This is a genomic window from Streptomyces sp. NPDC002181 (genome assembly GCF_042890485.1).
GTDB lineage: Bacteria > Actinomycetota > Actinomycetes > Streptomycetales > Streptomycetaceae > Streptomyces.
Map to the genome: position 1 here is coordinate 282,225 of NZ_JBIASC010000002.1, position 13,901 is coordinate 296,125.

Genomic DNA, 13,901 nt, shown 5'->3' on the forward strand with positions numbered 1-13,901 from the left:
ACACGGATTCGGCCCCGGTCCCCTCCCCCGCCCCCGCGGAGCGGAGGGGGACCGGGGCCGCCGTACGTCGGGGCCCGGACCCGGGCCGGGCTCGCCGGCCCCACCGTCCTACAGGCCTACAAGCACCGCGGACTCCGCTCCGGCGCGCAGCGCGGCGTTGAGGTCCAGCAGTTCGGCGTACGCACGCGAACAGGACCGGCAGGCCGCCAGGTGCCGGGCGAGACCGCGGCCGCGCGGCGTGCTCCCGCGGCGCCGGATCACCGCCCCCAGCAGGCTGCCGAAGTGGCGGCACCGGTCGTCGGCGGCCGTGTCCAGATGGGCACGCAAGTACGCCTCGCGCAGACCCTCCCGGGCCCGGAAGGCCAGCGAGGTCACGGCGCTGGGGGTGATGCCGAGCAGCAGGGGCACGGGATGCGGGCAGTCGTCCTCGACGAGGGTGTGCCAGAGGACGGCCTTCCAGCGTTCGGGCAGGGCCTGGAAGGAACGGGCGACGAGCCGGCGGTCCTCGCCGTCCAGCAACCGGCGCTGCGGGTCGTCCCCGTCGGGGCCGGGCCGGCACCAGGCCTCGATGTCCGCGGTCAGCACGGTCCGGCCGGCGCGGGCCCGCCACTCGACGGCCGTGCGGCGGACCACCGACAGGAGGTACGGACGCCATTCGTCCTGCGGCCCGGATCCGGAGCGGACGGCCTGGAGGGTGCGGATGAACGCTTCCGAGACCAGGTCCTCCGCGTCCTGCGGGGACCGGGAGCAGCGGCGCGCACATGCGAAAGCGGCGGCACTGTGCCGCCGGTACAGGCGCTCGCAGACGGCCGGATCGCCGTCGCCGGCGGCGTAGGCCGCCCTGAGCCGCCGTATGAGGTCCCCGTCCGAGGGCTCGGAACCGGACACGGGATCGGAACCGGGTTCGGGTTCGGGTTCCGGATCGGGGTCGGGTTCCGGACGCGGTCCGGGAGGGGTGGTGTGACGAGAGCCGGACATGGCACTCCTCGTGTGGGTCTCAGGGCCCGTGCGCGGGCCCCCTTGGTCGGTGGCACAAACGCGTACGCGGTGCCGGCCCGAAGTCGGCTTCGGACCGGCACCGCTCTCTCGGGGCGACGCGGGGGGAGGTGGGAGGGCGGCGCCGCCCCGAAGTTCTCAGCGGCAGGCGCGACCGTCGTTGATGCAGCGCACCGCACCGGCCATCAGGCCGTTCGACATGACGTTGATGAAGTCTCCGTGGTCGGTCACCGGCTTGTGCAGCTGCTCGGGGAAGCTGTCCACGGCGAACCGGGAGCCGGGGGGCACGCTGTAGACGATCCGCTGCACGAGCTGCGGGATGGCCTTGAAGCCCTTCTTGCAGTTGCCGTTGTTGTCGGCGAAGGCCACGTGGGTGCGGTGGTTGGCACTGTCGATGTTCTTGCCGTCCCAGCAGCTCTGGAAGTTGAACGTCCGTACGACGTCGCTGCCCTTGGGGCAGACCGGGTACTTGTCCTTCAGCTGGCGGTTCTCGAAGCCGGTGCAGCTCCACGAGGCGTTCGCGTTGGCGTTGCCGTTGGTGAGGGCCTTGGCGTCACCGGTGATGATCCGCATGAAGCGGGGCATCGCGGCGACCTTGCTGACGGGGCTGCCCTTGAACTCGATGGTCACCTGCTTCGGCTTGAGGATCGTGCCGACGTTCGCGTCCTGGCCGCCGCCGGGGGCCTTGGCGTCCTTCTCCGCCTTGCCGTCGCGCAGTCGCAGCACGGGCCAGTAGTACGTCGACTGGTCGCCGTTGGTGCAGGTGGTCCCGGACTGGGCGAGGCTGTTGTTCGTCGAGAAGGCGTCGGTGGTCTTGTTGCCGACGTAGTCGTGCATGTGGTGGGCGCCGTTGCTCACGCCGGGCGCGACGATGACGTTGTCGGGGTTGAAGTGGCCGTTCTCGTTGCGCCCGCACTGCACGGCGAAGGATCCGGTGGAGGCGCCGCCGCGGGCCGCGGGCTTGCGCACGTTGGGCTTGACGTTGCCGATGGCGACGAAGTCGCTGCGCGCCGGGCCGCCCTTGGCCTGCTGCTGTTGCTGTTGTTGCTGTTGTTGCTGGGGGGCTCCCTGCTTCGCTGCGCCGTCGGCGCCGTTCGCGAGGGCCGGCTCGTCCGCCGGGTTGGCGGCCGCCGCCTCCTTCATCACGCACCCGCTGAGCCCCTGCAGTCCGGCGGGCTTCTGGCCGGCCTTCCCGAGGGTGTCGGACAGGTCGGTGATGGTCTTGTCGCGCTGCTGCTTCAGCCCGCCGAGCAGCGCCTTGCTTTTGGCCTGGCCGGAGGAGAGCTGCTTGTAGGCGTCGGCGACCTGGGTGTCGAGCTGCGCGAGGTTCGCGTCCACGTCTTTGCGTGCCTGGTCGGGGACGTTGTCGAGCTTGTCGCCCACGTCCGGGCAGTCGATGGTGGCGGTCACGGGAGCGCTGCGGGAATCCTGTCCCGCGAAGGCGCCCTGAGAGACGATCACGACACCGCCGCCGCCCAGGACCAGGGCGGACATCGCGGCGAGGATCTTGTGCTTCGGCCGCAGACGGCGTTTGTGGCCCTTTTGACTCATGCGATCACTTCACTTCGTCGGTCGGGAATAGGGGGAGGAGGCGCCGGGGGCGGGCGCGGAGGGGGCGCCCGACGGGGCGTCCGCGAGGCCGTCGAAGTCGACGAGCCCACTGGCCTCAAGGACCGTGATGTGGTCCAGGACGGTGTTGTTGGCGTCCGTGGCCAGGGCCCGCACCTGGGAGTTGCGGGTCTGCGCCCGGATCTGGGCCACGAGTGCGAACACCTTGCCGTGGGCCCTGCGCAGCAGCTGGACGAACAGCTGCTCGTACTGGGGTCCTTGGGCCCTGTCCATCTGGTCGAGCCAGCCCTGCTGCTGCGCGCTGGGCTGGTTGGGGATCTCCATGCCGAGGGCCTGGCTCACCTCCATGACCCTGCGGTCCAGTTCGGTGTGGCCCTCGATGAGGTGCTCCCCCGCGGTGCGGATCGCGGGCCGCGTACTGCGCTGGAGGGCCTGCCGGCCCGCGGGCAGCTCCCACAGGCCGGCGAGCCGCACCTTGCGGACGAAGTCCCGGTCCTGGGGGGTGAGCGGCCCGAAGGCCGTGCTCTGGATGCCGGCGCCGTCGTCCTCGGCCGCCGGAGCCGTGGCAGCCGAGGCGTTCGACCCGCCGAACTTCTGCACGGGGATCAGCAACGCGATCAGGGTGAACGCGAGGGCGCCGATGACGACGCCCGTCGCCATCACGTGTCTCGATGCCACCGACATGCTGCCGACGGCCGACCGACGGAAAGACAGCACTGTGCCTCCTTGCTGCGTGGACCGGGAGGGGGTGCGCCGGCTCGGGCTCCGGCAGTTGCCCGTGTCCAATGCACCCGCGCTCCCCGGGTGCCACGGGACGCTAGTGCCAGTTGTGGTGCCTGTTTGGAAGGACCATCACGAATGGACAAACATCCGGTCAACGCCCCTAAAGGCTGGTACCGTTCGCGAGCGCTAGCTCTGAGGAGCCCCGGGCAGGGGTCGGGTGCGGGCCACGAGCAGGGCCACGTCGTCGCGGCCTTCCGGCTGGCGCAGCTCGGACAGCAGCAGGTCGCAGGTCTCCTCAAGGGGACGGGCCGGGTCGTGGAGCAGAGCCGTGAGCGCCTGCATCCGGATGTCGATGTCCTCGTCCCGGGTTTCCACGAGCCCGTCCGTGTAGAGGACGAGCTGGTCGCCGACGTCCAGGTCCAGGGCAGTGGCCTCGAAGGGCACACCGCCGACCCCCAGGGGCGCGCCGGTCGGCAGGTCGAGCAGCTCTGGCGGCCGCCCGGGGCTCGTGCGTACGGGCGGCAGGTGGCCGGCGGTCGCGATGCGGCACCGGCCCCGGTGCGGGTCGTACACGGCGATCACACAGGTGGCCATGGTGTGCCCGAGCCCGGTGGCGGTGTGGTCGAGCCGGGTCAGGACGGTGGCCGGGTCGAGGTCGAGCTCCGCCAGGGTGCGGGCGGCGGTGCGCAGTTGGCCCATGGTGGCGGCGGCGTTGATGCCGCTGCCCATGACGTCGCCGACCACCAGTGCGGTCTTGTCCCCGGGCAGCGGGATGACGTCGAACCAGTCGCCGCCGACCTCGCCGGCCGCCTCGGCGGGCTGGTAGCGGTAGGCGATCTCCAGGCCCGGGGTGGGGGTGGGGTGGTGGGGCAGCAGGTGGCGCTGGAGGGTGAGGGCGGCGCGGCGCTGCTTCTGGTACCAGCGGGCGTTGTCGATGCAGACGGCGGCGCGGGCCGCGAGTTCGCTGGCGAGCAGGACGTCGTCGTGGTCGAACGGCAGCGGGTTGTCGGTGCGCTGGAGCCCGAGGGCGCCGATGACCTCGCCGCGGGCGATGAGCGGTACGGCGAGGTACGAGTGCAGCCCGGCCGCGGCGAGGAGGGCGGCGGCATCGGCGTCGCGGGCGACGCTGGGCAGATCGGCCTCCGTCACATGCGCCACCAGCACCGGCCGGGCGGCCCGTACGCACTGGGTGACCACCCGGGTGGTGTCGTAGCGGGCGATCGAGCCGACCGGGTCGACCGCGAGGGTGGCGGGGCTCGGGCGGGCCGCCCTGACGGCGAGGGCGCGGAAGCGCACGGTCTCGTCGGCCGGGGCCCCGGGCAGGTGGTCGCCCGTCAGGACGGCGTCGAGGATGTCGACGGTGGCGAGGTCGGCGAGCTGCGGCACGGCGATGTCGCCGAGCTCGCGCGCGGTGACCCCGAGGTCGAGCGTGGTGCCGATGCGTACGGAGGCGTCGGCGATCAGGGCGAGCCGCTGTCGGGCCAGGGCGACGGCCGTCGAGGTCTTGTGCTGCTCGGTGACGTCGACGATGGAGGCGGCGACCCCGAGCGGCCGCCCTGCCGGGTCGTCGAGCCGGTAGAGGGAGAGCGACCAGGCGTGGTCCTCGTCCGGGTCGGCGGGCGTACGGCCGGTGGTGAACCGGTTCAGCTGCGGCCGGCCGGTGGAGAGCACCTCGCGCATGGCCGCCTCGATGGACTCGGTGTCCACATGCGGCAGGGCCTCGTGGACGCGGCGTCCCATGTGCCCGGCGGCGGGCAGCCCGTTGATCCGTTCCAGTGCGGGGTTGACCAGGACGTAGCGCAGTTCCGTGTCCAGGACGGCCAGGCCGATCGGGGACTGCGCGACGAGCCGCATGGACAGGGCCAGGTCGCGTTCCACGCGCCGCACGGTGGCCTGGTCGGAGGCGATGCCGAGGGCGTAGAGCCGCCCCTCGCTGTCCTCCAGCCGCATGTTGCGGAATTCCACCAGGCGGGTGGTGCCGTCCTTGTGCCGTACGGGGAACGCCCCGGCCCACGAGCCGCTGCCGGTCATCACCTCGTCGAAGAGGGAGAGGACCATGGCCAGGTTCGGCTCGTCGACGAGCAGCTCCGCCGCGAACTGCCCGAGCGCGTCGCCCGCGGTGTAGCCGAACAGCTCCGCGGCCTGCGGGCTCCACAGGGTGATCCGCCCCTGCGCGTCGAGGACGACCCCCGCGACGCCGAGCACGTCGAGGAGGCCGGGCCCGGTGGCGGGGTCGACGGCGAGTTCGCCGGAGGGTTCCGCGCCGGAGGGCCGGGCAGCGGAGCCCGGCCGCGCCGGTTCCGGGGCGGCCGGGGAGGCGTCCGCCGTACTCATGCCGGGCGCTCCTTCCCGTCCACTGCCGCGGGGGCGGCGCACCGGCCCGCTCGGTCTCCACGCCCCGGGTCCGCGCCCGGGGTGCTCCCATCCTCCCCCCACTCCCCCGGACCGGCAGCGCAGCCGCCCGCCGATACGGCCGTACGACGGAGCGCGGGAACAATGGCCGCGGTGTATTCAGGAGTCATGGACCATCGGCCGCCGCATCCGAGCCTGCGCCACGTCGGCGAACCGCGCCTGCCCCTGCTGGCGGTTCCCTTCGCGCTGATCGCGGCCGTCACGGTGGTCGACGTGCTGGCTCCGCCCGATGTCCACCTGGGTCCGTTCCTGGTCGCGGCACCGGCGGTCACCGCCTCGTTCGCCGGCCCCCGGATGACGGGGTTCGTCGGAGCGGTGGCCGTCGCGGCCCAGGTGACGGTCGCCGTGGTACGGACCACCGCCACCGACCTGAACCACACCTTCCAGATCATCGCGCTGGTCCTGATCTCGATCTTCGTCACCCTCTTCGCCCATCTGCGCGAGGTCCACGAGAAGCAGCTGACGCAGCTGCGCTCGGTGGCCGAGGCCGCGCAGGAGGTGGTCCTTCGGCCGCTGCGGGACCGGATGGGCCCGCTGCGCCTGGCCTCCGTGTACCTGGCCGCGGAGGCGGAGGCCCAGATCGGCGGGGACCTGTACGCCGCCACCCGCACCCCGCACGGCACCCGCCTGATCGTCGGCGACGTCCGCGGAAAGGGCCTGGAGGCGGTCGGGGACGCCGCGCTGGTGCTCGGCGCCTTCCGGGCCGCCGCCCACCAGGAGGCGGACCTGCCGACGCTGGTCGCGTACCTGGAGTCGGCCGTGGCCGCGGACCCGGACGGTGCGGGCGAGCAGCCCGAAGATCCCGGCGAGGCGTTCACCACGGCGGCGGTACTCGACATCCCCGATCGGGAGATGACCGTACGTCTCATCAGCTGCGGGCACCCGCCGCCCCTGCTGCTGCGGGGAGGACGGGTCATCCCCCTTGAGGTGGACCATCCGGCGCCGCCCCTGGGCCTGACGCAGTACGTGGACACCGGCTTCGCCCCGCAGTCCTTTTCCTTCGAGCCGGGCGACATGATCCTGCTCTACACGGACGGCGTCATCGAGGCCCGCGACGCCGGGGGCGCCTTCTACCCGCTGCCGGAGCGGGCCGCCGACTGGCCGGGGGACGGCCCGGACGCCCTGCTGCGCCACCTCTGCGCGGACCTGCTGGCGCACTCCCCGGGCGGCAGCCTGGGCGACGACGCGGCGATGGTCGCGATCGAGCGGGTCAGCGGCGGCGCCTGACCGCCCCCGGGGGGATGTCCTGCCGAGCGGGCCGGGCAGCAATTCCGCCCGCGTGTCGGCCAATTGTCCGGATGTGAGCTCGTTCGTGAGACGCATGCCGACCGGCCCTCCGGGATGATTCGCCGGGGGGCCCTCGTACAACAAGGTGGTGAGGCCATCGCATTCACGGAAGGAATCGGCTCTTCGTGAAAATGAAACGCCTCGCACCCATGCTCGCCGCCGCGGGTCTCGTCGCGACCACCGTCCCGCTGCTCTCCGCGACGGGGGCCACCGCCGCCCCGGCCGCGCAGTACACGCCGCAGAAGCCAGCGTGGCAGCGCTGCAGCTCCGATCAGCCCGCCTCGTACGAGTGCGCGACGATCAAGGTACCGCTCGACTACCGGCGCCCGCAGGGCCGCACGATCGACCTCGCGATATCGCGGATCAAGAGCGCCGACCCGGCCAAGCGGCACGGTGCCATGCTGCTCAACCCCGGCGGGCCGGGCGGCAGCGGGCTCGATCTGCCGCTGATGATGGACGAGTTGATGCCGAAGGACGTACGCGACCAGTACGACCTGATCGGCTTCGACCCGCGCGGGGTCGGCGCGTCCACCCCCATCACCTGCGGGATGACCGACGCCGAGCAGAACTTCGACCGGCCGTACAAGGAGGAGACGTTCCCCGCGGACGTGGCCTGGGCGCGTACGGTCGCGGACAAGTGCCGCGAGAAGTCGGGCTCGGTCCTGCCGTTCATCACCACCCGCAACACCGCGCGCGACATGGACGCGATCCGCGCCGCGCTGGGCGAGAAGAAGATCAGTTACGTCGGCTACTCGTACGGGACCTACCTGGGCGCGGTGTACACGCAGATGTTCCCGGACCGCAGCGACCGCTTCGTGCTGGACAGCGGCGTGGACCCCCAGCGCATCTGGCGGGGCATGATCCAGGTGTGGGCGACCGAGGCGGAGCCCGCCTTCAACCGGTGGGCGCAGTGGACGGCCGAGCGCTCGGGCGACTACGGGCTCGGCGAGACCCCGGACGCGGTCTCCAAGACCTTCTGGGACCTCGTGGCCCGCGCGAACCTGCAGCCGATCGAGTTCGAGGGCACCAAGGTCACGGGCGATGACATCCGCACCGCACGCGGTCTCTTCTTCTACCCCTCGCAGGCGGCTCCCCTGGTCAAGGCGCTGAAGGACGCGGCCGACGGCAAACCCGTCCGGCTGACCGAGTCGCAGCGCAGGCTGCTCAAGCCCGCCGCCGAGCCGGCCTCGGACAACGGCACGTCCGTGTTCTGGGCCGTGGTGTGCGGGGACACCGAATGGCCCCGCTACCCGGAGCAGTACCAGCGGGAGGCGGCGCGCGACAAGGCGAAGTACCCCCTGTACGGGGACTTCGCGTCCAACATCAAGCCGTGCGCGTACTGGCAGCGGCCGATCGAGCCGCCGACGGCCATGAAGACGAAGACCAACGTGCTGACCGTGCAGAACGAGTGGGACTCCCAGACCCCGCTGGCCAGCGGGCAGGGCATGCACAAGGCGCTGGCGGGCTCGCGGATGGTGCTCGCGCTGGGCGGTGAGGGCCACGGCGTGTACCTGGCGGACCCGAACTCCTGCGCCAACGCCACGGTCAACGCCTACCTGGCGACGGGCAGGCTGCCCGCCCGGGACGTGACCTGCCGGACGGCTCCGGGCGCGCAGGAACGCCGCTCGGAGATCGCCCCGCAGTCGCCGCGGCGCTTCCCGGTCCCGGCGGACGGGAGGTTCTGAGCCTGACGGCTCCGGCCGCCGGTCAGGACGCCTCCGCGGCGGCCTTGATCCGGCGGCCGAAGTCGGGCGCGTCCTTGCGGGCCGCGCTCGCGGCCAGGCCCACCAGCAGCTTGCCGAACCCGTGTCCTTCGAGGGTGTTGAAGATGCGCACCCGGGTACGGCCGCCGGGGAGGGCTTCGAAGTCGTATCCGCCCTCGGCCGTGACCAGGTTCTTGCTCTGCTCCGTCCAGCGGACCAGCTTCTCCGGCTCGAAGCCGGTGATGCGGAACTCACGGCCCGTCTTCATCCCGGCGTCCTTCACCGTGCTGCGGAAGACCGTGCCCACTGCGGTGGGGCCGTCGGGCGTCTTGCTGATCTCCTGGACCCTCGGGCTGAACTGCGGGTCGTTGCGGCCGTCGGCCAGGTAGGCGAAGACCTCCCCGACGGGCCGGTCGATCTCGACGGTCGCCTCGAACTGTCCGGACATGGCTCTCCTCCGTACGCTCCCCCGCGTTCCACGATCCCAGACCCGCACCCTGTGCGCGCGCCGCGCGGGCCGGCGCGGACCCGGCCCGGCTTCCCCGCAGCGGCGTCAGCAGCCCGGCCCCGACGATGAGCAGGCAGAACGCCCCGGCGCCCACACTGACCGCGGGCACCCCGTGCCGGCCGGCCAGCACGGTGAGGGCCGCCGCGCCCACCGGACCGGAGGCACCGTGGACGGTCCAGAAGGCCGAGGTGACCCGCCCGAGCAACGCGGCCGGGGTCACCTCCTGGCGCAGGGTCAGGGAGCAGACCGCGCCGAGGGTGAGCCCGAACATGAACACCGCGGCCGCCACGGTGATCACCGGCAGGCTCCCGCTCACTCCGGTCACCGCCACCGCCCCGCCGATCAGGGCGACCGAGCCCAGCCAGCACGTCCCGAAGCCGAGGGCCCGGCGCAGCGGCGCGGCGGCCAGGGCCGCGCCGACGATCCCGAGCCCGCTCAGGGCGATGACGAATCCGACGGTGGCCTTGCTCTGTCCCAGCTCCTCCTGGACCCGGAAGATCAGCAGGTCGGTGGCGCCCGTGGTGACGAAGGTCAGCAGCGTGAGCAGGACGGTCAGCGCCCGCAGCACCGGATGGGCCCACAGGAAGCGGAACCCCTCCACGAACATCTCGCGCAGCTTCCCGGGCGCCGGCCCGTGGTCCCGCGAAGCACCGTGCCCGTGCCCGTGCCCGTGCCCGTGCTCATGCCCGTGCCCGTCGCCGTCCCCGGCCCGGCCGAAGGTCACCCATCGCAGGCTCGCGGCCGAGACCAGGAAGGTCGCCCCGTCCACCCCCAGCGCCCAGTCCGGGCCCACCGCCGCGGCGATGAACCCCGCCGCGGCCGGCCCGCACAGGGTCCCGAACGCGAAGGCCGCCGTCATCCGCGCGTTGGCGGCGGTCAGGTGCTCGGTGGGCACCAGGCCGGGCACCGCCGTCACGTACGCCACGTCGAAGAGCGTCTTCAGGACGGTGACCAGCGCCGTCAGCACGTACAGCAGCCAGACCCGGGGCCCTGCCAGCCAGATGAGCGGGACCGCGCCCAGCAGCAGGGCGCGCACGAGATCGCAGGCGATCATCAGCCGGCGCCGGTCCGTGCGGTCCACCACGTACCCGGCGAACAGGCCGGTCGCGATGGCCCCGACCCCCGAGACGACCGTGAGCAGGCCCATCTGGACCAGGGATCCGGTGGCGTCGAGGACCAGCAGGGGCAGCGCGAGCAGCGAGATCGATCCGCCGAGGACGGACAGCGCCTGGCCGAGCCAGAAGACGTTGAAGTCGCGGTTGCGCCAGAGCGAGGGGGGATGGACCGGGTCCGCCACCCGGCTCAGCCCAGCAGGGCGTAGACCGTCGACGCCGTCGCGGAGGGCTCGTCGGCGCCCTCGGGGGTCATGGTGATGTCGGCGAAGGCCATGCGCTTGCCCAGCTTGGTCACCCGGACCCCGATCAGCACGTCCGCACCGACCACCGGCCGCTGGAAGCTGGTCGACTGCTGGACGGTGGTCATCGGGCCGTACGCCCCGCGCGCGGCGGAGATCGCGATGACGGTGGCGGTGTCGGCGGCCGCCATCAGCGCCTGCCCCGAGAGGCCGCCGCCGTCCCGGGCGAGGGATTCGGACCAGGGCAGCCGCAGTACGGCGTGCCGCTCGCCCGTCTCCTGGACGGTCAGCCCGAGGGCGAGCACCCACGGGGCGAAGTTGTCGGCGAGGATCTTGTCTGCGTCTGCGGGTGTCAAGGTCACCCGGAGATTGTGGCGGCCGGGGCCCGGACGCCACAACTCCCTTCGGTGACCTCGGCGTTCCGGAGGCCGGTCAGAGGGTCGCGGCCAGCTCCGTGCCCTGGCGGATCGCCCGCTTGGCGTCCAGCTCGGCGGCCACGTCGGCGCCGCCGATGAGGTGCGGCCGGGCGCCGGCCGCGAGCAGGGCCTCGTACAGCTCCCGGCGCGGCTCCTGGCCGGTGCAGAGCACCACCGTGTCGGCCGGGACCAGCCGCTGCTCTTCGCCGACGGTGACGTGCAGGCCCTCGTCGTCGATCCGGTCGTACGTGGCGCCCGCGACCGAGACCACACCGCGGTGCTTGAGCTCCGCCCGGTGGATCCAGCCGGTGGTGGTGCCGAGGCCGGCGCCGACCTTGGTGGTCTTGCGCTGGAGGAGGTGGACCCGGCGCGGGGGCGCGGGCCGCTCGGGGGCGGTGAGCCCGCCGGGGCCGGCGTAGGCGGTGTCGACGCCCCAGTGGCGGAAGTACGTCTCGGGGTCCTGGGAGGCGCCCTCGCCGCTGTCGGTGAGGAACTCGGCGACGTCGAAGCCGATGCCGCCGGCGCCGACGACGGCGACGCGCTCGCCGACGGGCGCGCCGTCGCGCAGGACGTCGAGGTAGCTGACGACGTTGGCGCGCTCGACGCCCTCGATGTCGGGGGTGCGGGGGGTGACGCCGGTGGCGACGACGACCTCGTCGTAGTCCTGGAGGGTCTCGACCTCGGCGCGGGTGTTCAGCCGGACGTCGACGGCGTGGGCGGCGAGCTGGGTGCCGAAGTAGCGGATGGTCTCCTCGAACTCCTCCTTGCCCGGGATGCGGCGGGCGATGTCGAGCTGTCCGCCGATGTGGCCGGAGGCTTCGAAGAGGGTGACGGCGTGGCCGCGTTCGGCGGCGGAGACGGCGCAGGCGAGGCCGGCCGGGCCGGCGCCGACGACGGCGACGCGCTTCTTCAGCTTCGTGGGCGAGAGCACGAGTTCGGTCTCGTGGCAGGCGCGCGGGTTGACCAGGCAGCTGGTGATCTTGCCGCTGAAGGTGTGGTCGAGGCAGGCCTGGTTGCAGCCGATGCAGGTGTTGATGGTCTCGGAGCGGCCGGCCGCGGCCTTGGCGACGAAGTCGGCGTCGGCGAGGAAGGGGCGTGCCAGGGAGACCAGGTCGGCGCGGCCGTCGGCGAGGATCTCCTCGGCCTTCTCCGGGGTGTTGATGCGGTTGCTGGTGACGAGGGGGACGGAGACCGCGCCCATCAGCCGCTTGGTGACCCAGGTGTAGGCGCCGCGCGGGACGGAGGTGGCGATGGTGGGGATGCGGGCCTCGTGCCAGCCGATGCCGGTGTTGATGATCGTGGCGCCCGCCGACTCGATCTCCTTGGCGAGGCGGACGACCTCGTCGAGGGTGGAGCCGCCGGGGATCAGGTCGAGCATCGAGAGGCGGTAGACGAGGATGAAGTCCTCGCCGACGGCCGCGCGGGTACGCCGGACGATCTCCAGCGGGAAGCGCATGCGGTTCTCGTACGCGCCGCCCCAGCGGTCGGTGCGCTTGTTGGTGGCGGCGGCGATGAACTCGTTGATCAGGTAGCCCTCGGAGCCCATGATCTCGACGCCGTCGTAGCCGGCCAGCTTGGCGAGGCGGGCGGCGCGGACGAAGTCCTCGACGGTGCGCTCGACCTCGATGTCGCTGAGCTCGTTCGGGACGAAGGGGCTGATGGGGGCCTGGATGGCGCTGGGGGCGACGAGGTCCTTGTGGTAGGCGTAGCGGCCGAAGTGGAGGATCTGCATCGCGATCTTCCCGCCCTCGGCGTGCACCGCCTCGGTGATCACCCGGTGCTCGGCGGCCTCCTCCTCGGTGGTGAGGCGGGACCCGCCCTCGAAGGGCCGGCCGGCGTCGTTCGGGGCGATGCCGCCGGTGACGATCAGCCCGGCGCCGCCGCGGGCGCGCTCGGCGTAGAAGGCGGCGAGCCGCTCGAAGCCGCCCTGGTGCTCTTCGAGCCCGGTGTGCATCGACCCCATGATCACGCGGTTCGGCAGCGTGGTGAAGCCGAGGTCCAGGGGGCTCAGCAGGTGCGGGTACCGGCTCTGGGAACTCATGAGGGGCGCCTCCTCGCGCGGGGGTGATGAACCTGTTCTAGGCGAGGAGGGGCCGATTGTGCAACTAGGTGCATAACCAAGTGGCGGAGTTCACGCCGCCGGGTCACGCCGCCGGGTCACCTCTGGGCCTGCAGGGCCGACACCTTCCGCACGAGGACCACGGCGCATCCGGCGGCCACGACGAAGAGCAGGTCGGACACCATGGCGACCAGCGCGGCATCGCGCAGCCCGGCCTGCGTCCCGGCAGCTCCGTCCATCCGGGCGGAGACCAGCGAGGCGAGCATCGCGGCACCGAAGGTCGCCGACCAGGCGGTGACGGGGGCCGTGGAAACGGGCGCGCCGCCACGAGCCGGCTTCGGCGCACTGGCCGCCCAGATGCTGGTGGCGACCCCGTGGGCGAGGAAGGTCCAGCCCACGAACGGGATGAACCAGACGGCGACCGCCCAGCCCGGTCCCCGGCGGAACAGCTCGGGGGCGTAGACGCCGGCGTTCACCCGGACCCGGTGGAACCAGACGATGAAGACCACGGCGGTGGGGAGCGTCGCCAGCAGCGACCCGCTCGTCGCCATCGTGTACAGCCGCCGGGCCTGATCCGTGTCCCGGGTGCCGTCGAGCGCCAGGTACCAGCCGGCGTCGGCGGCCAGCAGGAGCAGCCGCGTCAGCGCGCACAACGCCAGCAGCACGGTCAGCGCGGTGGCCAGGCCCCGGGGCGAGCGGAGGAGCGAGCGGCTCGGCGGCGCACCGAGCGGAGGCAGCGATCTGGTACCGAAGGACATGACGAGGAACCCCCACGAGTGCACGGTGGCATGACGAAGGCCGCCGACGCGGCCGGCGGGCAGCCAGGAACATACGTCACCGGTGCGACCCCGTCCACGCGCGGTACCCCCGCGGG

Annotated in this window: 10 protein-coding genes and 1 pseudogene; 2 read left to right on the forward strand and 9 right to left on the reverse strand. The window is 72.6% G+C overall.

What is annotated here, in order from left to right; genetic code table 11:
* Positions 1–108 precede the first annotated feature (108 nt).
* The 4 genes from ACFYXV_RS07480 to ACFYXV_RS07495 all read right to left on the reverse strand — a co-directional run bounded on the left by ACFYXV_RS07480 (position 109) and on the right by ACFYXV_RS07495 (position 5,622).
* Positions 109–888 (reverse strand): RNA polymerase sigma factor, encoded by a 780-nt coding sequence (locus ACFYXV_RS07480; RefSeq protein ID WP_389382281.1) that lies wholly within the window; start codon positions 886–888, stop codon positions 109–111.
* 246 nt (positions 889–1,134) lie between these two features.
* Positions 1,135–2,547 (reverse strand): DUF1996 domain-containing protein, encoded by a 1,413-nt coding sequence (locus tag ACFYXV_RS07485; protein ID WP_389382283.1) that lies wholly within the window; start codon positions 2,545–2,547, stop codon positions 1,135–1,137.
* Positions 2,548–2,556: 9 nt separating this feature from the next.
* Entirely contained in the window at positions 2,557–3,282 is a 726-nt protein-coding gene (locus ACFYXV_RS07490; protein WP_389382284.1) for a DUF4142 domain-containing protein, read from the reverse strand.
* 192 nt (positions 3,283–3,474) lie between these two features.
* Entirely contained in the window at positions 3,475–5,622 is a 2,148-nt protein-coding gene (locus tag ACFYXV_RS07495) for a SpoIIE family protein phosphatase (RefSeq protein ID WP_385465597.1), read from the reverse strand.
* Between the two features lie 186 nt (positions 5,623–5,808).
* Between ACFYXV_RS07495 and ACFYXV_RS07500 the strand changes: the two genes are divergently transcribed.
* The gene (locus ACFYXV_RS07500) at positions 5,809–6,927 is read left to right on the forward strand and encodes a PP2C family protein-serine/threonine phosphatase (RefSeq protein ID WP_385465600.1); all 1,119 of its coding nucleotides are present in this window, start codon (positions 5,809–5,811) and stop codon (positions 6,925–6,927) included.
* A 191-nt stretch (positions 6,928–7,118) separates the two neighbouring features.
* Positions 7,119–8,672, forward strand: a complete 1,554-nt coding sequence (locus ACFYXV_RS07505) for an alpha/beta hydrolase (RefSeq protein ID WP_389382467.1) — start codon at positions 7,119–7,121, stop codon at positions 8,670–8,672.
* Between the two features lie 22 nt (positions 8,673–8,694).
* On the opposite strand, the gene ACFYXV_RS07510 is transcribed toward ACFYXV_RS07505, so the two are convergent.
* The 5 genes and pseudogenes from ACFYXV_RS07510 to ACFYXV_RS07530 all read right to left on the reverse strand — a co-directional run bounded on the left by ACFYXV_RS07510 (position 8,695) and on the right by ACFYXV_RS07530 (position 13,785).
* The gene (locus ACFYXV_RS07510; protein WP_383338648.1) at positions 8,695–9,138 is read right to left on the reverse strand and encodes an SRPBCC family protein; all 444 of its coding nucleotides are present in this window, start codon (positions 9,136–9,138) and stop codon (positions 8,695–8,697) included.
* Positions 9,139–9,355: 217 nt separating this feature from the next.
* Positions 9,356–10,495: pseudogene (locus ACFYXV_RS07515) on the reverse strand (MFS transporter); the annotation flags it as partial.
* Between the two features lie 5 nt (positions 10,496–10,500).
* On the reverse strand, positions 10,501–10,914 hold the full coding sequence (locus tag ACFYXV_RS07520) for a PaaI family thioesterase (protein ID WP_383338646.1): 414 nt from the start codon (positions 10,912–10,914) through the stop codon (positions 10,501–10,503).
* A gap of 70 nt (positions 10,915–10,984) precedes the next feature.
* A complete protein-coding gene (locus ACFYXV_RS07525; RefSeq protein WP_389382287.1) occupies positions 10,985–13,009 on the reverse strand; it encodes an FAD-dependent oxidoreductase in 2,025 nt (674 codons plus the stop codon).
* 116 nt (positions 13,010–13,125) lie between these two features.
* Positions 13,126–13,785, reverse strand: coding sequence for a DUF4328 domain-containing protein (locus ACFYXV_RS07530; protein WP_389382289.1), 660 nt, complete (start codon positions 13,783–13,785; stop codon positions 13,126–13,128).
* Between the last annotated feature and the right edge of the window lie 116 nt (positions 13,786–13,901).